Here is a 23,196-nt window from a genome sequence, read left to right on the forward strand (position 1 = left end):
TACCAAATGCGAGGCTTACGCCCAGCCGTTTGGTGACTTTCTACGACGAGGCATGATGTGTGGCAGAACAAGGCCAAGAAGTAGACCAATACCAGCAACACCACCACCGTACATGAAGTACTTCAATAGTAAGTCATCTTTTTGAGTATCTAGCTTAGCGCGTAGTTGACGGTTCTCTGTCTGAGAGCTCGTTAGCTGTTGGCTAATCTCACTGTAGTTCTGCTCTAGTTCAGCAATCTGCTTGTTACGAGAGTCTAGAGAGCTTGCGAGACCTGCTTTTTCGCTATCAGCACTGTGGCGAGCATTTGCCAGTTTACCTTTTACTTCAGAGAGCTCTTTCTCTAACTTAGGCAGACGCAATGCCATACTTTCTTTTGTGCTTACGAACTTACTCTCAACCCAACCTTTGCGTCCTCGGCTATCTTGAACCTGAGTGTAACCCGTGCTCTTGTTAGTTTGTAGGTAGGTGATTTTCTCACCGGCATCAATACTGCCTATAATACGGAAAGTATTGTTTGGGCCAGAGTGCATGTAAGTAAATAGTTTGTCAGCAATATAACGGTCTTGAGCAAAGGCAGCTGGAGCCGCAAGCATTGCGAACAAAACTAAGCTAATCAGTTTTTTCACAGTAAATCCTTTAACGATTCAAATTGGGTAGGCGTATGAGTCAGCCTCAATGAGCAAATAATATTTAGTTTTTTTATATGGTGCAACAAAGAAGGGAGGCAAAGCCTCCCTTTCTGTGCGTTTGAGTCAATAATGACATGGTATTTACATATCTTTACTGAAGCTCACCGTTTTCTGACGCTAATATTGATTAACGCAGGAGCTACTACATAGTAAACGCAGCTTGAATTCCGTAGAAGAACACAACAGCAAGTAGAGCACCTGCAGGTAGTGTCACAATCCAAGAAGCTACGATATTACGTACAACGCCTAAGTTCAGTGCAGCGATACCACGAGCAAAACCAACACCTAATACTGCACCAACCAGTGTTTGTGTAGTCGAGATTGGAAGGCCAGTACCTGAAGCAAGTACAACCGTACATGCTGTTGCAAGTTGTGCAGCAAAGCCACGGCTTGGTGTTAATTCTGTAATACCGGTACCAACGGTTGCCATTACTTTATGGCCCATTGTTGCAAGACCAACAACGATACCGAAACCACCTAGAGGCAGAATCCACCATGCGATAGTACTCTTACCTGTGATCTCACCCATGTGCTCAACGGTTGATACAACAGCAGACAGTGGACCAATCGCGTTAGCTACATCGTTTGAACCGTGTGCGAATGCCATTGCACAAGCAGTGATAACCATAAGTACGCTGAAGATACCTTCAACGCCAGCAAAGCCATGGTCTTCTTCGCGGTTAGCAAATTTCTTTTGAATGTATAAGTAACCGCCAATCATGACGAGAGCAGAAACACCAGCTGCCCATAACCATGCTTCAGTACCGGTTAGGTGAAGACCAACGTGCTTAAGACCTTTCTTGATGGTTACAAGTGCAATGACCATGGTAGTAATGAACATGTACACAGGCACAAAACGCTTAGCGTTAAACAACGGATTTTCTGTATCGAATATCAGTCGTTGGGCACTGACAAAAATGAGATAGGCGAAGATGCCGGAAATCAACGGTGTGACAATCCAACTACCTACAATACCTTGAACGCTGTTCCAGTCTACTGCTTCTGTACCTACAGACACACAAGCAAAACCGATGATTGCACCGATGATTGAGTGAGTCGTTGATACTGGCCAGCCCATGTATGATGCTAGAAGCAACCATGTACCCGCAGCGAGTAGTGCAGACATCATGCCGTACACCAGGATATCAGGTTGATGAGCGAATAGAGACGTTTCGATAACACCTTTACGGATCGTGTCTGTTACTTCGCCGCCCGCAAGGTAAGCACCTGCGAATTCAAAGATCATTGCGATAATGATCGCTTGTTTAACGGTTAGAGCTTTAGAGCCTACTGAAGTGCCCATTGCGTTCGCAACGTCATTTGCACCAATACCAATAGCCATCAAGAAACCGAAAGCTGCTGCAACAATAATCAGGACAGTGCCGTAGTTAGCAAGGATATCCATCGTAATACCTAGTTGTTTGATAACAAGCGGAACAAATTTAGACGCAAAAAACCGCTCAGCGAGAGAAATACTCAGCGCATAAGTGGTTTGTTCAAAAAATGCTCTTCGTTATATAGTTAACGTATGATTTAAGATCGAGAAAGCATTACTTCAAGACGAGCGCCTACACGCTGTGCTTGATCTGCAATACCACCAACCCATTCAAGAATTTTGTATAAGAACATGATATCAACTGGATTCAGACCTTCTTCAATCGCCATTAGTTGTTGGCGTAGTTCGATCTGCATCGCATCCGTGTCATCTTCAATTACATCTAATTGATGAATCATTTCAGCAACGAGTGTTACTTCACGGCCTTTAAAGCCCGTTTCAAGTAATTCGTCTAGTTCATTGATTACGTTTTGTGCTTGGTTCGCTGCATCTAGACAACGTTTAACGTAAGCGATGAAGTTTTCTTGCATAGGAGCAGGAATGACAAGTTGACGACCATATACACGGCCAGCAATGTCTTTCGCTAGGTTTGCTAGTTTGTCTTGTTGAGTTAATAGCTCCAACATATCGGTGCGATCAACTGGCATAAACAAACCGCGAGGAAGTTTAAGGCGAATTTCACGTTTTAGTACGTCAGCTTCTTTCTCAAGGTGAGAAATTTGAGCTCGAATTTCTGATGCTTTTTCCCAGTCACCTTTTGAAGAAACTTCAAAGAAATTAACTAGGTGAGAACAACATTCGTTCACGCATACTACGTGACGCTGCAAAGGTTTAATTGGGGACTTTGCAAATAACCCCATAATTGTATTTACTGGCATGGTCATCCAACCTAATAAATAATAACCTTAAAACAACATACACCATACTCATGGTGAAATGTTAAGCGATGGCTACAAAGTCGCGCATGTTAACCTAATCAATCTCTCATTAAAACTGTTTTAGATCATCATAAGGGCGATATTTCTGACTTGCCGACTTTTCAAATTGGCAATATCCTGTCCCTATCTTCACAGAAAGGTATAACTATGGAAACCGAGATAGAACTGAAGTTTTTTGTTTCTCCTGAATTTTCAGAGACTTTACGCAATAAAATTGCTGAAACTAAAGTACTTCAGCACAGTTGTCGTGAGCTAGGTAACATCTACTTTGACACCGCTGACAACTGGCTACGTAAGCACGATATCGGCTTACGCATTCGACGCTTTGATGACGTATTTGTACAAACCGTAAAGACAGCGGGTCGTGTGGTTGCTGGCCTGCATCAAAGGCCTGAATACAATGCAGAACACGACAGTAACGAACCCAAGCTAGCCCTGCACCCAGAGGATATCTGGCCAGCAGGTAAAGACATCGAAACGTTGCAAGCTGAGCTGACTCCTCTGTTCTCTACCAACTTCACGCGTGAGCAGTGGCTGATTGGCATGCCTGATGGCAGTCAAGTCGAGGTCGCATTCGACCAAGGCTTCGTTGAATCAGGCGACCTGCAAGAACCGATTTGCGAAGTCGAATTAGAACTTAAATCCGGCCAAACGGATGCGCTATTTACATTGTCTCGCCAATTCTGCGAACAAGGTGGCATGCGTTTGGGCAATCTAAGCAAAGCTGCTAAGGGTTACCGCCTTGCTCAGGGTTATCAAGGCGATGAAGTGACTCCTTTGACCTTAGTTGATACGGACAAAAGCGATACCGTTGAATCGTGTTTTATTCAATCTTTAGAGCATGCTCTCGCTCATTGGCATTATCACGAGCAGATCTTCACTGAGCGTCAATCAATTGAAGCGTTACATGAGATCAGTCATTCTCTGAGTTTTATTCGTCAAACCTTCACTATTTATGGCGGTATTGTTCCAAGACGCGCGAGTGCTATTTTACGCCAAGAGCTTAAGTGGCTTGAGCAAGAGCTCGACTGGCTGAAAAGCTATGACCATTTCGAAGACTTGCTCGAAGATAAAGGTCACGTGCTGCGAAAACTGGATGCGCGTAAGTTCTTGGTCGCTGAGCTTAAAGAGATGCAAGAGCAACTTCCCGATCGCGAAGAGCTGCTGACCTTGTTGAGCTCTGCTCGCTACACCGGATTGTTATTGGATCTGAGCCGCTGGATCTTATCTCGTGGTTGGCAGCCATTCTTAGATGAAAAAGCACGTGAACAAATGGCACGTGGTATCGAATGGTTTTCGGTTAAGCAACTTGATCGCACATGGGCCGACTTGATGGAAGCTTTCCCGCCAGAGCGAGTGATGACTAGCCAAGCGTATATTGAGCAGCAATATCGTTTGATGAGAAACCTATATTCTGGTGTTGGTTTCGCGAGTTTGTATGATGACGATGAACGAAACAGTTTCCGCTTGCCATGGGCCGATATGGTGCAAGGTATTGACGATTTGCTGGCACTTAAAACATTAGAGCCTTTGACTGAGAAATTAGAAGGCGATGAGAAGGTTCAGCTAGAGCGTTGGTTAGCTCGTCAAGAGGTGTCTATTCTGCATGCGATGGAACAGACACGCCAAATAAGCGTAGAAGTTGAGCCGTATTGGCAAGACTGAGTTTCATAACAACATGAAATTGAAAATAGGGCTTTGGCCCTATTTTTTTGTTTGTTGTTCCAGCTTTTCTAGTCGTTCGAGAATTTTCTGTTGTTGCTCAATGATCTTCTCAAGGTGCTTCTCTTTGTTTTCTGCTCGTTGATTGTCATGGCGAGTTGGAGAGGTGATCAAAGAAGTAATCAACCCTGAAATCATACCAAAAACACCCACACCACAAATGATCACCAGAGAAGCGACTAACTTGCCTGAGCTCGTCACTGGATAATGATCGCCGTACCCCACGGTACTAATCGTTACGAAAGCCCACCATAAAGCATCTTGGCCAGTGGTAATGTTGGCATTGGGATCCTTGTGCTCTAGCAGCAGTATTGTTCCTGCACCTATGGTCAGGAGAATAACCAAAAGCAAAATAATTGAGGCGAGTGTCGTTTCTTTTCGATTGCGAAACAGCTCTCTGAAAACACGTTTTCCTGACCGAAGAACGAGAATCACGCGCAAGATCTGAAAAATGCGAGCGAATCGAAGTGGCTCGACCATAGGGATGCTTGCCAAGAAATCGATCCAGTGTACTTTTAGATATTCTTTCTTATTTTGTGATCTGAATAGATCAATAGTGAGCTGAAAAAGAAAAACGCTACAGATTATAAAGTCCAGGCCGATAAGAACTTGTTTCGATTCTTTATCAATCGGTGCAAACAATAAGCCTGAGATCACAAATAACGCTAAGAAAGAGAGAATCAGTGATAATAAGCTCATCGGCTTAGTGGTGTCTTTGATACTATTTAACATTCATACGAGGCTCAAAATAAATCGCGAACTTTGACTGACATAGCCATCTCGCGGATATAGAAGCCATCAATATATAAGAGTTAATGGAGAACTGACAATGACTAAACTGTCATTCAAGCCGTGGGAAAGGATTATCTCAGACATCCGTCTCGTTCCAAAAATGATCATGCTGATGGTTTTCAGCACTATCTTGATTATTTCGAAGCAGCTATGGGACGCAAGTGCGTTTTACGATTCATTACTTGCAGTCACTAACAATGCACAAGTTGCACAGCAGCATTACGAGACTTACCTAGTTCAAGTGGCTTGGCAAACAGCCTTGATGATCATTGTGTTTGTGGTTCTTCTATTGGCGGCAGCGCGCGTTATGCTTCGCCAAACTCAATACCTCAATGACGCCATTAAAACCATGGCCGATAAGAACCTATCAGTGCCTATTCATATGGATTGTAAAGATGAATACGGTGATGTGGCACGAGAACTCGAAAAAACTCGAGTCCAGTTGAATGACATGATCAAAACTCAGGTGGCCTCTTCTGATGAGTTGTTTGCCCTGACGGAAGTGATGACCATCAGCATGTCCGAAACCAAAGATTCAGCTCAGGAAGAATTTAACGAAATCGACCAACTAGCGACAGCAATGAGCGAGATGACGTCTACTGTGCAAACCGTGGCTGAGCACGCGCAAAGTGCTTCTTCTCTTACTGAGCAAGCATCAGGTCAAGCTCTAACAGGTCAGAAGTTCGTTCAAGGTTCTGTTTCTAAGATGAGTGAGCTTTCTTCGGACATCGCAGCCTCTGCAGCAGCGGTAAACCAAGTAGAAGAGCGCGTAGACTCGATTGGCAGTGTGGTTGGTACTATCCAAGGCATTTCAGAGCAAACGAACCTATTGGCTTTGAACGCAGCGATTGAAGCCGCGCGTGCCGGTGAAGCGGGACGTGGTTTTGCGGTTGTTGCCGATGAGGTTCGTAACCTTGCGCAACGTACTCAGCAAGCGACAGTAGAAATTCAAGATATGATCAGCCATCTACAAAGCAGTGCTAACTCGGCTGTAGAGCTGATGGAAAAGAGTGTTGTTGAAGCGGCTGAAGGCGTAGACCTAGTGACTAACGCTGGTTCTGAGCTTGATGGCATCGTAAGTCAGGTAAACCAGATTAATGATATGAACTTCCAGATCGCGACTGCTGCAGGCCAACAAACTAGTGTGGCGGAAGAGATGAGTGTCAATCTGACCAATGTTCGTGAGCTTGTTGAAGCCTCCGTAGTGGTGGTGGGTGAGCTTCTCGAGACTTCTGAGATCATGGAAAGCAACGCACAAGAGCTAGACGGTAAGATTAAGCAGTTTAAGGTTTAATCCCCAGTTCTCGGTCTTGAGCTCTAGTTTGTAAGATCTAAAGGTCTATTCCTAGGGCGTGTTGACCTTTCGAGGTTAAATTTTGTTCGAGATAAAAGCGTTTTAATCGCGGCGAGGGGGAAGTAGCCTAGTCATTCTAAGCAAATCTCCCTCAACAAAGAGTAAAACGCTTTTTGCGGGGGCGCCCAGCTCGAACCCTTCAGGCAGCGTTTGCTGGTCATTTCTACTACGTTATCGGCTTCTCATGTAGGCTAGCTACACATCAAAGCCTCTGCCTTGTATAAATACCCAGCAACTCGCTGCAAAAACCAGCTCGAAAGATCAACACGCCCTAGAGGTTTGGCCACGGAGACTTGTTATTAGAGATAAAGGCTTTACTTGATAAGTTCACTGATAAAACGCCCACATTGCTAATGTGGGCGTTTTTTATTGGCAGAACTTTGGTATAACTAATCATTAGTTTTTAGAACTCGTTATTGAAGAACTGAACCGACAAGCCAATTGTTCGGTGCGCAGCTTACACAAGGAAGAAACATGCCATTGCCTTCTCTACTCGTCACTCATTCCCAGTCTGCTTTTGAGCAATTATTAGAGCATCAAAGTGACGCCATTAACACTTGGCCTGAGCCACTGATTGCCGAGCTCAAGCGTGTATTAGGCTTGAGCTGTTTTGTTGGTGATTGTTTACAGCGTGACTCGATTTTATCCAGCACCTTGCCAGAGATGCTGAGATGCCAAGAGCGTGCAGAAGGGTATCGTAAGCGTTTGGCCGAGTTACTTTCTGGTTGTGTTGATGAAATGAGCGGTCAACGTGTACTGCGCCAATTTCGTAATCGAGAGATGACCTACATTGCTTGGCGTGACTTTATGGGCTCATGGGATCTAGAACAGAGCTTAAATCATTTGTCGATGCTAGCAGAGGCGATGATCTTCGAGACCTATCAATGGCAGTACGATATTTGTTGTAAAGAGTGGGGCACACCTTGTAACGAGCAAGGTGAAGCGCAGCCTATGTTGATCATAGGTATGGGCAAGTTAGGTGGCGGTGAGCTGAATTTCTCTTCCGATATCGATCTAATTTTTACTTACCCTGAGAATGGTGAAACCCAAGGAGCAAGAAGAAGTATCGCCAACGCGCAGTTCTTCACGCGTTTGGGGCAACGTATTATCAAGGCGCTTGATCAGCAAACCTTTGACGGATTCTGTTATCGAGTCGACATGCGCTTGCGTCCATTCGGGGAGAGCGGCCCTTTGGTCATGAGCTATGCTGCTCTTGAAGACTATTACCAAGAACAAGGCCGTGACTGGGAACGCTACGCAATGGTTAAGGCGCGTGTGATGGGCAGCGAAATGTACCCTGAATACCAAGAGCTCCGCCAGATGCTGCGTCCGTTTGTTTTTCGTCGATATATTGATTTCAGTGCGATTCAATCTCTGCGCCGAATGAAGTCGATGATCAGTAGCGAAGTGCGACGTCGTGGCTTATCAAACAACATTAAGCTTGGTTCTGGTGGCATTCGTGAAGTCGAGTTTATTGCTCAAGTCTTTCAACTGATTCGTGGTGGACGTGAACCGATCCTTCGTGGTCGAGGTTTGTTGGAGACGTTAAGTGCGATTGAATCTCTTCATTTATTAGAAGCAGAAGAAGTCGGTCACTTACGTGAGGCATACCTGTTTTTACGCCGCCTTGAGAACCTATTACAAGCGATGTCTGATAAGCAAACTCAAACCTTACCTGATGGCGATTTCGAACAGTTGCAACTTGCTGTCGCCATGCAGTTTGCAGATTGGGATGGTTTGATTGATGCGACCCGTGCTCATATGGCGAATGTTCACACCGTATTCGAAGACCTAATTGGGGTTGATGAAGATGATGCTAACCCAATCGCGAGTCACTTTAGTGAGTTGTGGGATATGGCTCATAAGCAAGACGTGATTGAGCAGGTTCTAGAGCATGACATCGCGATTGCTAACCCGCAGCAAGCGGCGAGAACCATTATCCAATTTAAAGCTGATTTGGCTAAGAAAACCCTTGGCCCTCGTGGACGTGAAGTACTCAATCGATTAATGCCTAAAGTGTTTCAAGCGCTCTACACCGCCAAGGATGCTGAATTTGGTTTGTCTCGAGTGCTGCACCTGTTGCAAAAGATAGTGACTAGAACTACCTATCTAGAGCTGCTTGATGAACATCCTGCTGCTCTGACTCAACTCGTTCGCTTATGTACAGCGAGCCCGATGATCTCGGAGCAGTTGGGGCGTTATCCAATTCTGTTAGATGAACTAATTGATCCGCAGCAACTCTATAATCCCGTGCCTTTAGAATCTTACAAGACCGAGTTGCGTGATTATCTAGCCCGTATTCCTGAAGATGACATGGAACAACAGATGGAGGGGCTGCGTCAGTTTAAACAGACTTGTATCTTGAGAATTGCAGCCGCTGATATTGCGGGCGTTTTACCTGTTATGAAGGTAAGCGACCATCTAACTTATTTAGCAGAAGCGATTGTTGAGGCCGGCATCAATCAAGCTTGGTTACAAGTGACAGCCAAGTTTGGGGAGCCTACCCACGTTAAAGATCGTGAAGGCCGTGGCTTCGCCGTGGTTGGTTACGGCAAAGTCGGCGGTTGGGAGCTTGGTTATAACTCCGATCTCGATATCGTATTCATGCACGATTGCCCGGTACACATCTATACTGATGGTAAGAAAGAGATCGACGGACGCCAATTTTATCTGAGATTGGCGCAGCGCATTATTCATATTTTCTCGACCAGAACTGCTTCTGGTATTTTGTACGAGGTCGACACTCGCTTGCGCCCTTCAGGTGTCTCTGGTCTATTAGTGAGTCCAACCGATGCTTTTGACGAGTATCAGCACAATGATGCGTGGACTTGGGAGCACCAAGCTTTGACTCGCGCTCGTATGATTTATGGTGATGACTTATTGGCTTCGGCATTTAACAAGACTCGCCATGAGATTTTGTGTTTGACTCGAGATGAAGTTGTACTTAAAAAATCCGTTGTCGATATGCGTGAAAAAATGCGCGGGCACCTCGGTGGAAAAAAAGCCGATCGATTCATGCTGAAACAAGATGCGGGTGGTATCACCGATATTGAGTTTTTGGCGCAATATTTAGTACTTCGATACAGTAATGAAAAACCTAAGTTGACTCGTTGGTGTGACAATGTACGAATCTTTGAAAGTCTGTTGTCACAAGGGATTATGGACGAACAGCAAGGCATGGCATTAACTAATGCCTATACAACATTAAGAGATGAAATCCATCACCGAAACCTACTCAACCTTGATGCGGACGTGGCGATTGATAAATTTAAAATGGAAAGGGAACATGTTGTTCAGGCATGGAAGCAATGGATGGAAGCGTAACGGAACTATTTCTTAACAGTTACGTAATTATCATTGAGTGATCGCTTATCGACTTCTTAGCTGCTTATTCGCTACTTCTTAGCTGCTAGAGTATCTATCGAGTTAGGCTTTCACTCATTTTTCTATGGTTTAGCCACTCTAATCAGTGTGCTAGACTCTAGCCAGATTCGATTTTTGGAGATCCACAATGAAACCAATTCTACCTGACTACAGCCAATCAGGCGTTCTTGTTGTCGGTGATGTAATGCTTGACCGTTACTGGTATGGCCCTACTGGCCGTATTTCACCAGAAGCACCTGTGCCCGTTGTTAAAGTAGAAAATAACGAAGAGCGCCCTGGTGGTGCTGCCAACGTAGCAATGAATATTGCCTCTCTTGGTGGTCATGCTCATATCGTTGGTTTGACTGGAAAAGATGAGCCTGCGGAGGTGTTGAAAAATACCTTGGGTGCATTAAAGGTTAAGTGTGATTTTGTTGAGTTAGAGGATTACCCGACCATCACAAAATTGCGCGTCATGAGCCGCGGACAGCAGTTGATCCGTCTTGATTTTGAAGACAAATTTGAGAATACGGATCCTGAGCTTGTTTTATCTCGCATGGAGCAAGCGCTTCCTAATGTACGCTCGGTAATCTTATCTGATTATGCGAAAGGTGCTTTGGAGCATGTGCAGAGCTTTATTCAAAAAGCGCGCGCAGCGAACGTTCCGGTGTTTATCGATCCTAAGGGTGCAGATTTTGAACGCTACCGTGGTGCGACATTACTTACGCCAAACATGGCGGAGTTTGAGCTGGTTGCCGGTAAGGTTAAGTCTGAAGATGAAATGATCGAGAAAGGGCTCGCGTTAATCGAAGAGTTTGATTTTGAAGCCTTGTTAGTGACTCGTAGTGAGCATGGAATGACATTGCTCCGTAAAGGCGTAGAACCATTCCACTTACCGACCCAAGCAAAAGAAGTATATGACGTTACTGGTGCTGGTGATACCGTTATTTCAGTATTAGCAGCTTCAGTTGCAGCAGGTAAGCCACTTGACGAAGCGTGTGCATTAGCAAATGCTGCAGCTGGCGTGGTAGTCGGCAAGCTGGGTACATCGACGTTGTCTACGATTGAGTTAGCGGAAGCGATTCATGGTAGCCAAGATACTGACTACGGTGTGATCTCTGAAGCTGCTCTAGTTGAAGCTGTGAAACGTGCTCGTGCGAAAGGCGAGAAAGTTGTTATGACTAATGGCTGCTTTGATATTTTGCATGCGGGACATGTCTCTTACATGAACCATGCTGCTGAGTTGGGTGATCGTTTGATCGTTGCTGTGAATACGGATGAATCAGTGAAACGCTTAAAAGGTCCAGGTCGTCCTGTGAACCCAACTGATCGTCGTATGGCGGTACTAGCTGGTTTAGGTGCGGTTGATTGGGTTGTTCCGTTTTCTGAAGATACACCGCAACGTTTGATCTCTGAAGTTCTTCCAAGCATTCTTGTGAAAGGTGGTGATTACAAACCTGAAGAGATTGCTGGTGGTGCGGAAGTTATTGCGGCTGGCGGTGAAGTTAAAGTGCTTAACTTTGAAGATGGTTGTTCGACTACTGAAATCATTAAAGCGATCAAAGGCGGCCGAGGCTAACCTTCAGTCTCTTAGCTTCTATGCTCGCTTTTGAACAGATAATAAAAATGCCGCTCAATGAATGAGCGGCATTTTTGTAACTGCAACTTGAGTAATTAAGATTTACTTACTTGCGACTTTTAGACCTGCGTTTACATCAACAATGTCTTGTTCGCTTAGCGTACCAACCGCTTGGCGAAGCTGAAGTACACTTAGGATGTAGTTGTAACGAGCATCTGAAAGGTTTTTGTTCGCATCATATAGACGACGAGTTGAATCAAGTACGTCAACAATCGTACGAGTACCAACATCAAAACCTGCTTCTGTTGCTTCTAGAGCAGACTGAGCAGAAACAACAGACTGTTCGTAAGCGCGTAGCGCACCAATTGAAGCACTGATGTTGTTGTTGAAGGCTCGAACGTCTTTCACAACGCTACGGTAAGTCGCTTCAAGATCTTCACTTGCTGCAACGTAGTTGTATTCTGCCTGTTTAGTCAAAGAAGTTGTACTACCACCTGTGTATAGAGGCACAACTAAATTTAAGCCGACGTTTAGGTTATCTTGATCGTAGTCTTGAGAGCTTTTTGACTGATCTGCAATAGAATAGTTACCGTCTAAGGTTAGGCTAGGTAGGTGGCCAGAACTTGCTAGTGTGATGTTATCTTTAGCGATGTCTTGATCAATACGTGATGCCAATAGCTTCAGGTTTTTCTCTTGTGCTTGCTCAACCAGTGCAACAGCAGATTCAGAAGACTTGCTTGCTGAGAAACGGTCTGTATCTAAAATGTTTAGATTAGAGTGCTCTTGACCAGTTATTTCACGTAGACCTTCGTAGTTATTAATCAGAGTGTTCTCTGCTAAAACTTCGTCTGCTAATACGCCATCGTACTGAGCTTGCGCATCATGCACATCGGTGATTGCTGAAAGGCCGACTTCAAAGCGCTGCTTAGTTTGTTCCAGTTGACGAGCAACTGCTGCTTTCTCTGCACGAACAAACTCTAGGCTATCTTGAGCACGAAGTACTTCGAAGTATGCGGTCGCAACACGAAGGATCAGATCTTGTTGCTCTGCTGCATAAGCAGAATCAGCTTGGCGAGCTGTTTTCTCTGCTGTATCTAGCGTGATCCAAGAAGAGCGTTTGTACAGCTCTTGTGTGAAGCCAACGCCAACACCCCATTGATTATTGTCAATATTTGACGTACCACTTGAGTCATTGTCGCGTTCACCGCGATTGATATCGTAGTTCGCGTTCAGGTTGATTTGCGGTAGCAAAGAGCTACGGCTTGACGTTACTGCTTCAAAAGCGGCATCGCGCTTCGCTGCTGAACGAAGAAGTTGTGGATCGTTCTGTTTTGCTTGGTCGTAAACCTCAGCTAGCGTATCAGCGAAAGCTGACGAACTCAGGCTGCCAATTGCTGCACTGATAAATAGTGGAAGCAGTTTTTTCATTTTCCTATTCCTGCCTTTAATGGAATTTTCTTTAAAAGAGTTTAACCCACTTTGGTGGTAATTTACTCGAAACTTTGCACTTTTTTACAGTTAACTGTCCACTTGTGCAATATTTATTTTTTAAAACTTAACTTTAATTATAAGTTTTATACTAAAAGTTGAACCTTATCCTTGGTAGTTAACTCGGACAATGAGTAAACTATAAAGATCACTTAGTGAGGTACCAAATGCAACAGTATGACAATCAACGACATGAGTTTACTCCGCAAGATGTGGAAATAGTCTCAAAAGAGACGCTGTTTCGTGGTTTTTTCAAAATGGTTAAGTACACATTTAAACATAGACTGTTTGAGGGCGGCTGGAGCCAACCAATCGAGCGTGAGATGTTTGAGCGTGGACATGCTGCCGCTTTGCTACCTTATGATCCTATACGTGACGAAGTCGTGATCGTCGAACAGATCCGTGTCGGTGCTCTAGAGTATGAGAACCCGTGGCAATACGAAATTGTTGCGGGGATTATTGATACCGATGAATCACCACAAGATGTTGCTCGTCGTGAGGCGATGGAAGAAGCGGGGGTCGAAGTCGGATCTGTATTGCCTATTACTTCGTATTATCCTTCATCCGGCGGTTGCTCAGAAAAGCTCGACGTCTTTGTTGGTTGTGTTGACGCCACGACAGCAAAAGGGGTTCACGGATTGGATTACGAAGGTGAAGATATTCGCGTGCAAGTGATGAGTCGTGAAGCCGCTTATCAGTTAGTAAAAGACGGTGTGTTTGAAAATGGCGCCACGATCATTGCGTTGCAGTGGCTACAATTGAACTACCATGAATTAAAGTCAGAGTGGGTAGATTAACGTCATGCCAAATATAGCAGTCAAAAAACCGTATCATGTCGATCTGGCTGAATTGATGCGAGTTTACGAGACTAACTATGCCAAACTTAATGCTCTGTTACCGGCTGGGCATGAGGTTGGTGACGTTCGCTGTTACCAAGCCGTTAATATGGTGTATCAACTGACAGTGAATGAGGTCACAAAATACACCACATTAATAGATATATGTCAGAGTGACGAGATGCCAGTGTTTCCTTTGCCAAAAATGTCTGTCAGGCTATATCACGACGCTCGAGTTGCAGAAGTGTGTGCTAGCGGGGATTTTTCGCGAGTCAAAGCAAAATATGACTATCCCAACACAAAACTTCTGCAAAAGGATGAGAAATTTCAATTGAATAAATTTCTTGGGGAATGGTTAACGTTTTGTTTAAAAACAGGTATCAGCCGAACTCCAGTTTCTTTTTAATTGAGCTGATTTAAAAACACTTTTAAAGTCTTAAACAGTAACGTATCTGGATTTGTTATTTTGGAATTATCACACACTTCAAAATTTGATGAGAGCAGTATTAAGCTTGTACAGCTAACGGACACGCATTTATTTGCGCCGAGCAATGGCAGCTTATTAAGCATCAACACTCAAGATAGCTTTCGTGCTGTAGTCGATGCCATTGTTAGTCAGGGCTTTGACTATCAAGCGATTTTAGCAACTGGTGATATTTCTCAAGATCACAGTGCTGAGTCGTACCAAAAATTTGAGTCAGGAATTCAACCTTTGGATAAACCGTGTTACTGGTTGCCAGGGAATCATGACTTCAAACCGAATATGGGCAGTGTTTTACCATCACCACAAATACAGTGCGTTGAGCATGTCTTGCTAGGTAATAATTGGCAGATGGTGATGCTGGACTCGCAAGTGGTTGGCGTGCCTCACGGACGTCTCAGTGATCAACAGCTTGATCTACTAGAACAAAAGCTAACCGAATTTCCCGAACGTAATACCTTGGTTCTGCTGCACCACCATCCACTATTGGTTGGCAGTGCATGGCTGGACCAACATAACCTGAAAGATGCTGATCAATTTTGGGAAGTGGTTCAACAGCACACCAATGTGAAAGCGGTACTGTGTGGTCACGTTCATCAAGACATGAATCGAGATCATCATGGTGTACAAGTCATGGCAACACCGTCGACTTGTGTTCAATTCAAACCTAACTCAGATGACTTTGCGGTTGATACTTTGTCGCCTGGTTGGAGAGAGATTGAATTGCATCAAGATGGCTCAGTAAGCACGCAAGTTCGCCGTTTACCTCATGGACAATTCTTACCTGATTTTGAAGCCGCTGGTTATTAATGAAGGTCGCTATTGATGTTTGATTCTGAACAGCAAGCCGCTAAGCCGCCACTGCTTCTCTATATTCACGGTTTTAACAGTTCATCACGTTCTCACAAAGCCACGGTGATGGCTGACTATTGCGCGGAGCATCGTCCTGATATCAAGGTGATGACACCTCAATTGCCGAGTTTTCCTCAGCAAGCGTCCATTTATTTGCAGCAACTGGTGGAGCAATATAAAGAGCAATATCAGATAGCGTTGGTAGGTAGCTCTTTGGGTGGCTATCTTTCAACATGGCTGAATAGTCACTACGGCTTTAAAGCTGTGGTTGTGAACCCAGCCGTTAAGCCGTATGAGCTTCTTGCTGACTATTTAGGTGAACAAGTAAATCCATACACAGAAGAGCGATATGTTCTGGAAACAAAACATATTAATGAACTGAAGGCGTTAGAGGTTCCGGCTATCGCTCAGCCGAGTGACTTCTGGTTACTTCAGCAAACGGAAGACGAAGTTCTGGATTACCGACAAGCGGTAGAGAAGTACCAAGGTGCAGTACAGACAGTAGAAGAGGGCGGGGATCATAGCTTTGTTAATTTTGAACGCTACCCCCAACAAATCATCACCTTTCTAAATCTTTAATCTGTTTCAGCAATCAAGTAATTTTCTCTTGTTTGACTGTTATTTCATCTATCAGTGGTGAAATATCATAGTTTGATGCCTTAGTTTTTGAACTAGCTTGACATCATTACTCAGCTTCCAGACTATATTCCCCAATACTTCGCTCGTTCGCTCTACTATGACGGTTCATAGTAATGATTTCGCTTTAGTCAAACTAGAGCCAGCGAACTGACGCAAACTTTTTGAGTAAACTCCGTATTATGACTGAACAATATAATGCAAAAGACCTCGAGGTACTTGAAGGTCTCGACCCCGTGCGACATCGCCCGGGAATGTATACCGAGACAGAAAGACCAAACCACCTTGCCCAAGAAGTCATTGATAACTCGGTTGATGAAGCACTAGCGGGACACGCTAAGAAGATTAAAGTCGTGTTGCATGCTGACCAATCGTTAGAAGTGACGGATGATGGCCGTGGTATGCCTGTTGATATCCACCCTGAAAAAGGCATCTCAGGTGTTGAGCTGATTTTAACTAAGCTCCACTCTGGCGGTAAGTTCTCGAACAATAACTACAAGTTTTCAGGTGGTTTGCACGGGGTAGGTATCTCGGTGGTAAACGCGTTGTCAAAACGTGTTGAAGTGACGGTTCGCCGTGACGGTCAGGTACATGAAATTGCCCTTGAAGGTGGTCATGCTGTAACAGAACTGACTGTAACGGGCACTTGTGGGCATCGTAACAGTGGTACATCTGTACATTTTTGGCCTGATCCTAAGTATTTCGATAGCCCTAAATTTTCGACACTGCGTCTGATTAACAACCTACGTGCCAAAGCAGTGCTTTGCCCCGGTTTAGAAATTACCTTTATCGACAAAGTCGGTGGCGAAGAGCATAAATGGTTCTATGAAGATGGCCTAAAAGACTACCTTGCCGAAGGCGTGAAAGGTTACACCTTACTGCCTGAAGAACCGTATGTTGGCGAATTCGTTGCTGAAACAGAAATGGCGAACTGGGCGATTATTTGGCAGCCAGAAGGCGGTGATATGATCACCGAGAGTTACGTGAACTTAGTACCAACTAAGCAAGGTGGTACACACGTAAACGGCCTTCGACAAGGCCTGCTTGATGCAATGCGTGAGTTCTGTGAATTTCGTAACCTTCTACCGCGTGGCGTTAAGTTAACGGGTGACGATATTTTCGATCGTTGTTCGTATGTATTATCGGTGAAGATGCAAGATCCGCAATTTGCTGGTCAAACAAAAGAACGTCTTTCTTCTCGTCAAACCGCAGCGTTTGTGTCTGGGGTGGTAAAAGATGCCTTTAGCTTGTGGTTGAACGAAAAACCACAACTGGCAGAACAGTTAGCTGAAGCTTGTATTGCGAATGCTCACCGTCGCATGCGCGCAAGCAAAAAGGTTGTGCGTAAGAAGATCGCTTCAGGTCCAGCGCTGCCGGGTAAGCTAACCGATTGTTCGGTTCAAGATTTAAGTCGTACTGAAATCTTCTTCGTGGAAGGGGACTCGGCGGGTGGTTCTGCTAAACAAGCTCGTGATCGTGAGTTCCAAGCGGTTATGCCACTTCGCGGTAAGATCCTAAATACATGGGAAGTGTCAGCGGACCAAGTATTGGCTTCACAAGAAGTACATGATATTTCGGTTGCTCTGGGTATCGACCCTGATAACGATGACTTGTCAGGCCTGCGTTACGGTAAGATCTGTATCCTTGCCGATGCGGACTCGGATGGTCTTCATATCGCGACACTGCTATGTGCACTATTTACTCGTCATTTCCATGCATTGGTTGAAGCGGGTCATATCTATGTGGCAATGCCTCCTCTGTATCGTATCGATTGCGGCAAAGAAGTGTTCTACGCACTTGATGACGCAGAGAAAGATGGTGTGCTTGAGCGACTATCGCAGAAGAAAGCTAAGATCAACGTGCAACGATTCAAAGGTCTGGGTGAAATGAACCCACTTCAGTTGCGTGAAACCACCATGGATCCAAACACTCGTCGCCTTGTTCAGTTAACGATTGATGACAGCGAAGCGACTAACGAGATGATGGACATGCTGCTTGGTAAGAAACGTGCAGATGATCGCCGTACATGGCTACAGACTAACGGTGATATGGCCGAGGTATAATGGATGTCTAACGAAATTACATATGATGGCGTTGAACAGCTGCCAATGCGCAAGTTCACCGAAGATGCCTACTTAAATTACTCAATGTACGTGATCATGGATCGTGCATTGCCGTATATCGGTGATGGCTTGAAGCCAGTACAGCGTCGTATTATCTACGCGATGTCTGAGCTGGGCTTATCAGCTGCATCGAAATACAAAAAATCAGCACGTACCGTTGGTGACGTATTAGGTAAGTATCACCCACACGGTGACTCTGCTTGTTACGAAGCGATGGTATTGATGGCGCAGCCTTTCTCTTACCGCTACCCATTGGTAGATGGTCAAGGTAACTGGGGTGCTCCGGACGACCCGAAATCGTTCGCTGCGATGCGTTATACCGAAGCGAAATTATCTAAGTTTGCTGAGGTTCTTCTAGGTGAACTAGGTCAAGGCACTGTTGATTGGCAACCCAACTTTGATGGCACGATGAAAGAGCCTCAGATGTTGCCAGCTCGTTTGCCTCATATCTTACTTAACGGTATTACTGGTATCGCAGTAGGTATGGCGACTGACATCCCGCCTCACAATGTCCGTGAAGTGGCGAACGCAGCGATTCACTTGATTGATACGCCGAAAGCTGAACTTCCAGATGTGATGGGTTTCATTCAAGGCCCTGATTACCCGACAGAGGCTGAGATTATTTCGCCGAAGTCGGACATCGAAAAGATCTACCGTACTGGACGTGGCAGCATCAAGATGCGCGCGGTTTGGCATAAGGAAGGCTCTGATATTGTTATCACGGCTTTACCTCATCAAGTGTCAGGTGCGAAATTACTTGAGCAAATCGCGAACCAGATGCGAGCTAAGAAGCTGCCAATGGTTGACGACTTGCGTGATGAATCGGATCACGAGAACCCAACGCGTATCGTTGTCGTTCCTCGCTCGAACCGTATCGACTGTGATCAATTGATGAGTCACCTATTCGCGTCGACCGATCTAGAGAAAAACTTCCGCGTTAACTTGAACATGATTGGTTTAGACAATCGTCCTCAAGTTAAAGGCTTAGTTCAAATTCTGAAAGAGTGGATTGAGTTCCGTCGCTCGACTGTTCGTCGTCGTTTGCAGTACCGTTTAGATAAAGTACTGGCACGTTTGCACATCTTAGAAGGCTTACTTGCTGCTTATCTTAATATTGATGAAGTGATTGAGATCATTCGTACAGAAGACGAACCATGTCCTGTTCTAATGAGCCGTTTCAATATCTCTGAAATTCAAGCCAATGCGATTCTTGATATTAAACTTCGTAACTTAGCTAAGTTAGAAGAGTTTAAAATCCGAGCGGAACAAGAAGAGCTTGAAGCTGAACGCGAAAAGCTTGAAAAGCTACTCGGTTCAGAGCGTCGCTTGAATACGTTGATCAAGAAAGAAATCCAAGCCGATGCAGATAAATACGGCGATGATCGTCGTTCACCTCTGATTGAGCGTGCTGAAGCGAAAGCGCTGACAGAACGCGACTTAGTACCAAGCGAACCAATCACGGTTGTGTTGTCTGAAAAAGGTTGGATTCGTCATGCTAAAGGGCATGAAGTTGATGCTGAAGGCTTGAACTACAAATCTGGTGATAAGTTCTTAGCGAGTGCTAAGGGTAAGAGTAACCAACAAGCGGTGTTCCTTGGTAGTGATGGCCGAAGTTACTCCCTTGAGTCACATTCATTACCGTCGGCACGTAGCCAAGGTGAGCCAATTACAGGCCGCTTGAACATCAGCCCAGGTACTTCGATTCGCCAAGTGGTGATGGGAGAGAATGAACAATTATGGTTAGTCGGTTCTGATGCTGGTTATGGCTTTGTTTGTAAGGGGAGCGATCTGCTGTCTAAGAACAAGAGTGGTAAGGCGTTGGTTAACTTGCCACAGTCTTCTGAAGTGATGATGCCAAGCCCGATTGCTGATTTGGACAGTAACCAGATTCTAGCGATTACTAACCAAGGACGTATGTTATTGTTCCCGATTAAAGACCTACCTCAACTGAGTAAAGGTAAAGGCAACAAGATCATCAACATCCCTTCTGCGAAAGCAAAAGAGCGAGAAGAGTTTGTATCGCATCTGATGGCTATTCCAGAGAATGCAACGCTGACTATTTACGCGGGCAAACGTAAACTTGGCTTGAAACCTGCGGACCTTGAAAACTTCCGTGGTGAGCGTGGTCGTCGTGGTGGCCTGCTCCCAAGAGGTTTGCAGCGTGTGACTCGCATCGATATCGATGAACCTAGTGACGCCTAGTTTTGATTGAGTTTATCATTAGCTTTGATTGATAAAAGAAAACCCAGCTTAAGAGCTGGGTTTTTTGTATCTATACTTTTTGTCTCTGTAATTGGCGGTTTGAGTTACTCGCTATTAGCAATCAAACTAAATAAAGACTACAGGCGTGTGTCTTCGGTAATGGTGACCTTGAGTGTCTTGTTTTCACCTTTGCGCAATACACCAACATCAATGATAGTACCCGGGCGAAGGTCAGTAACAATGTCCATTACGCTCTGTCGTCCGCTAATTTGGGTGTTGTTGATGCTGATAATGATATCTTGTGCTTCAAAGCCGGCATCGACTGCAGGACCATTCGGGTCAATGCCTAAGACAACAATACCACCGATATTCTTAGTACCGAGCAAGCGTGATGTCACCGAATTGATGTCTTGTCCGTCGATACCAATATAACCACGAATGACACGACCATCGGCGATGATCTTCTCCATGATTTTATTAGCAAGTGAGTAGGGGATTGCAAATGAGATCCCGTAGGTTTCCATGTCGGTAGCTTGTTGGAAAGAAGCCGTGTTGATTCCGACGAGCTCACCTTGTGAGTTAACCAGTGCACCACCAGAGTTACCTTCATTGATTGCAGCATCGGTCTGGATAAAGGCTTGGTGACCATCTGCACTGATCGAAGAACGACCTGTTGCAGAGATAATGCCAAAGGTTGTCGTTTGCCCTAGGTTGTATGGGTTACCGATAGCCAGCACCACGTCGCCGACATTCGCTTTGTAATTCGGGTTCAGTGGAATAACAGGTAAGTTGCCACCGCTGACTCGGAGTATCGCAATATCGGTGCGTTTGTCTGAGCCGACAAGTTGTGCGGCCGCTACTCGTCCGTCTTGAAGTGCCACGACTATTTGGTCAGCTTGAGCAACAACATGGAAGTTGGTAATGATGTAGCCTTTTTCGCTAACAATCACCCCTGAACCTAATCCTTGAGTGAGTAGCTTGTTGCGATCGCTTTCTGCGTATTTACGACTATAAATATTGACCACAGCGGGTGCCGCTCGTCGCACCGCTTGGTTAAATGAGATCTGAAGAGAGCCAATATTATCGACTTGAGGGTTCGTGACGTCTGCAACAATCGCCGGCCTTAAACTCGGGAATGCGAGAAGAATAAGCGCCGCTGAAACGAGTCCAAGGGAAATAGAACGAAATAGAAAGGACAGCATGTTTCCCTCTTCAACAAGTAAGGTATGAAGCATCCGTCAATGGATGACTGACTTGATTACTAGTGAAGCATAGCATTTTGATTGATCTAAAGAAAAGGGGGGCTCAGTAAGTTTAAAGCAAACTTACCGAGCCTCCCTATTATTACGCTGACGTATGACTATCGAATAACGAGGTAGATAATCCTGTCACCGCGTTGGATATTGAGCGCCAATACGCCCGGTTGTTTTTCAAGAATCTTTCTAAATTCAGCAAGGTTCTTAACTGGTTGGCGGTTTACCCCGATGATGATGTCATCTTTAAGAAGCTGATAAGCTTCTGCTGGCGAACCTTGAGCGACACTTGATACCTTGACGCCTGTCGCTGAATCGCTGTCGGTTGTGTTGGTGAGCTCAGCACCAGCTAAGCCTTCATGGAGCTTTTCAGCTTGTGTCTTGCTATTTGTGGATTCACCAAGCGTGACGTCAAAGGTCTTATTCTTACCGTCACGAACCACGCCTAACTCGATCTGTTTGCCTGCACCTAAAGTGGCCACTTTGGCTCTTAACTCACTAAAAGTATCAATACGCTTACCGTTAATGGAGATAATGACATCGCCCGCTTTCAATCCGGCTTTGTCTGCTGCGCTATCAGGTACAATTTGGCTAACAAAGGCACCTTTACTGGACTCATAACCAAGCGCTTCAGCCAATTCCGAGGTGACCTCTCCGCCTTGGACACCCAGCATGCCGCGTTTTACTTCACCGAAATCGAGAATCTGTTCTGTCAGGTTTGTCATCATATTGGATGGAATGGCAAAACCGATACCGACATTGCCTCCGTTAGGTCCTAGGATAGCCGTGTTGATACCAATCAGTTCACCGTTGAGGTTCACTAGTGCGCCACCAGAGTTACCGCTGTTAATTGCTGCATCGGTTTGAATGAAGTTCTCAAAGTTCTCTAGGTTTAGGCCGCTACGACCGAGCGCAGAAACAATGCCTGATGTCACGGTTTGACCTAGTCCAAACGGGTTACCAATTGCGACACTAAAATCACCGACTCTTAACTTGTCCGAGTCTGCGACTTTTATCTGGGTAAGGTTCTTGGCTTTTTCGAGTTTAAGCAGTGCGATATCAGACATCTGGTCGCCACCGATCAGCTCAGCATCGTACTCTCGACCATCATGCAGTTTTACTTTGATATCGTCTGCGCCATTAATTACATGGTAATTGGTCACGATATGGCCTTTCTTTGCGTCAATGATGACACCAGATCCTAGCCCTCGGAATGGACGCTCTCGTGTTTGTTCAGGGCCGAAAAAGAATTGAAATTGTTCAGGGATTTGCTGGCGTTGTACCTGTTTGCCTTCTACAGCAATACTAACCACAGCGGGGGTTACTTGTTCAAGCATAGGAGCAAGGCTTGGTAATTGTTCATTCCCCACACTTAATGGGAGTGCGGCTGTAGCTTGAATGGGGGTGATGATTGAACTTAAGCTTAAAGTCAGTACTGATAAAGCAAGCAAAGGTTTTTTCATCATAAACTCCTCTTTAGTTAAGGTATTACATCTCTCATATTTGGTATAAGTATGAGAAATTTCAAGTGACCTGAGTGAAAGTTATGAC

17 protein-coding genes are annotated in these 23,196 nt (G+C 45.1%); 10 read left to right on the forward strand and 7 right to left on the reverse strand.

The features are described 5' to 3' along the window. Nucleotides 1-15: 15 nt before the first annotated feature. The 3 genes from AB4407_RS15000 to AB4407_RS15010 form a co-directional block, all read right to left on the reverse strand. Nucleotides 16-627, reverse strand: a complete 612-nt coding sequence (locus AB4407_RS15000) for a TIGR04211 family SH3 domain-containing protein (protein WP_372121118.1) — start codon at nucleotides 625-627, stop codon at nucleotides 16-18. A 205-nt stretch (nucleotides 628-832) separates the two neighbouring features. Next, nucleotides 833-2,095, reverse strand: coding sequence for an inorganic phosphate transporter (locus AB4407_RS15005; RefSeq protein ID WP_372121119.1), 1,263 nt, complete (start codon nucleotides 2,093-2,095; stop codon nucleotides 833-835). Nucleotides 2,096-2,223: 128 nt separating this feature from the next. Continuing rightward, entirely contained in the window at nucleotides 2,224-2,904 is a 681-nt protein-coding gene (locus AB4407_RS15010) for a TIGR00153 family protein (protein ID WP_170213692.1), read from the reverse strand. A 207-nt stretch (nucleotides 2,905-3,111) separates the two neighbouring features. Here AB4407_RS15010 and AB4407_RS15015 point away from each other — a divergent pair, with 207 nt between their 5' ends. Beyond that, complete coding sequence (locus tag AB4407_RS15015) at nucleotides 3,112-4,629, forward strand: CYTH domain-containing protein (RefSeq protein ID WP_372121120.1); 1,518 nt, start codon at nucleotides 3,112-3,114, stop codon at nucleotides 4,627-4,629. A gap of 39 nt (nucleotides 4,630-4,668) precedes the next feature. Here AB4407_RS15015 and AB4407_RS15020 read toward each other — a convergent pair whose 3' ends face one another. Then, entirely contained in the window at nucleotides 4,669-5,418 is a 750-nt protein-coding gene (locus AB4407_RS15020) for a potassium channel family protein (protein WP_017098290.1), read from the reverse strand. 97 nt (nucleotides 5,419-5,515) lie between these two features. Between AB4407_RS15020 and AB4407_RS15025 the strand changes: the two genes are divergently transcribed. The 3 genes from AB4407_RS15025 to hldE all read left to right on the forward strand — a co-directional run bounded on the left by AB4407_RS15025 (nucleotide 5,516) and on the right by hldE (nucleotide 11,774). Then, nucleotides 5,516-6,772, forward strand: coding sequence for a methyl-accepting chemotaxis protein (locus AB4407_RS15025; protein WP_012603193.1), 1,257 nt, complete (start codon nucleotides 5,516-5,518; stop codon nucleotides 6,770-6,772). 534 nt (nucleotides 6,773-7,306) lie between these two features. Then, the gene (glnE, locus tag AB4407_RS15030) at nucleotides 7,307-10,156 is read left to right on the forward strand and encodes a bifunctional [glutamate--ammonia ligase]-adenylyl-L-tyrosine phosphorylase/[glutamate--ammonia-ligase] adenylyltransferase (RefSeq protein WP_372121121.1); all 2,850 of its coding nucleotides are present in this window, start codon (nucleotides 7,307-7,309) and stop codon (nucleotides 10,154-10,156) included. A gap of 187 nt (nucleotides 10,157-10,343) precedes the next feature. Further along, nucleotides 10,344-11,774, forward strand: a complete 1,431-nt coding sequence (gene hldE, locus AB4407_RS15035; protein WP_065680187.1) for a bifunctional D-glycero-beta-D-manno-heptose-7-phosphate kinase/D-glycero-beta-D-manno-heptose 1-phosphate adenylyltransferase HldE — start codon at nucleotides 10,344-10,346, stop codon at nucleotides 11,772-11,774. A 102-nt stretch (nucleotides 11,775-11,876) separates the two neighbouring features. Here hldE and tolC read toward each other — a convergent pair whose 3' ends face one another. Then, nucleotides 11,877-13,202, reverse strand: coding sequence for an outer membrane channel protein TolC (gene tolC / locus AB4407_RS15040; RefSeq protein WP_372121122.1), 1,326 nt, complete (start codon nucleotides 13,200-13,202; stop codon nucleotides 11,877-11,879). Nucleotides 13,203-13,429: 227 nt separating this feature from the next. Here tolC and nudF point away from each other — a divergent pair, with 227 nt between their 5' ends. The 6 genes from nudF to parC all read left to right on the forward strand — a co-directional run bounded on the left by nudF (nucleotide 13,430) and on the right by parC (nucleotide 20,392). Further along, entirely contained in the window at nucleotides 13,430-14,059 is a 630-nt protein-coding gene (gene nudF / locus AB4407_RS15045; RefSeq protein ID WP_372121123.1) for an ADP-ribose diphosphatase, read from the forward strand. A 4-nt stretch (nucleotides 14,060-14,063) separates the two neighbouring features. After that, entirely contained in the window at nucleotides 14,064-14,504 is a 441-nt protein-coding gene (locus tag AB4407_RS15050; RefSeq protein WP_372121124.1) for a DUF1249 family protein, read from the forward strand. Between the two features lie 60 nt (nucleotides 14,505-14,564). Continuing rightward, nucleotides 14,565-15,389, forward strand: a complete 825-nt coding sequence (gene cpdA / locus AB4407_RS15055) for a 3',5'-cyclic-AMP phosphodiesterase (protein WP_009848963.1) — start codon at nucleotides 14,565-14,567, stop codon at nucleotides 15,387-15,389. A gap of 15 nt (nucleotides 15,390-15,404) precedes the next feature. Beyond that, a complete protein-coding gene (gene yqiA, locus AB4407_RS15060) occupies nucleotides 15,405-16,010 on the forward strand; it encodes an esterase YqiA (RefSeq protein WP_372121125.1) in 606 nt (201 codons plus the stop codon). Between the two features lie 239 nt (nucleotides 16,011-16,249). After that, nucleotides 16,250-18,130, forward strand: a complete 1,881-nt coding sequence (parE, locus tag AB4407_RS15065) for a DNA topoisomerase IV subunit B (protein WP_372121126.1) — start codon at nucleotides 16,250-16,252, stop codon at nucleotides 18,128-18,130. Nucleotides 18,131-18,133: 3 nt separating this feature from the next. Next, on the forward strand, nucleotides 18,134-20,392 hold the full coding sequence (parC, locus tag AB4407_RS15070) for a DNA topoisomerase IV subunit A (RefSeq protein WP_372121127.1): 2,259 nt from the start codon (nucleotides 18,134-18,136) through the stop codon (nucleotides 20,390-20,392). A gap of 137 nt (nucleotides 20,393-20,529) precedes the next feature. On the opposite strand, the gene degS is transcribed toward parC, so the two are convergent. Both degS and AB4407_RS15080 read right to left on the reverse strand, forming a co-directional pair. Beyond that, nucleotides 20,530-21,594 carry an outer membrane-stress sensor serine endopeptidase DegS gene (gene degS, locus AB4407_RS15075; RefSeq protein WP_372121128.1) on the reverse strand — a complete coding sequence of 355 codons (1,065 nt, stop codon included), beginning with the start codon at nucleotides 21,592-21,594 and terminating at the stop codon, nucleotides 20,530-20,532. 158 nt (nucleotides 21,595-21,752) lie between these two features. Further along, the gene (locus AB4407_RS15080; RefSeq protein WP_372121156.1) at nucleotides 21,753-23,108 is read right to left on the reverse strand and encodes a Do family serine endopeptidase; all 1,356 of its coding nucleotides are present in this window, start codon (nucleotides 23,106-23,108) and stop codon (nucleotides 21,753-21,755) included. Between the last annotated feature and the right edge of the window lie 88 nt (nucleotides 23,109-23,196).

Source organism: Vibrio sp. 10N.261.46.E11, from assembly GCF_041472735.1.
GTDB lineage: Bacteria > Pseudomonadota > Gammaproteobacteria > Enterobacterales > Vibrionaceae > Vibrio.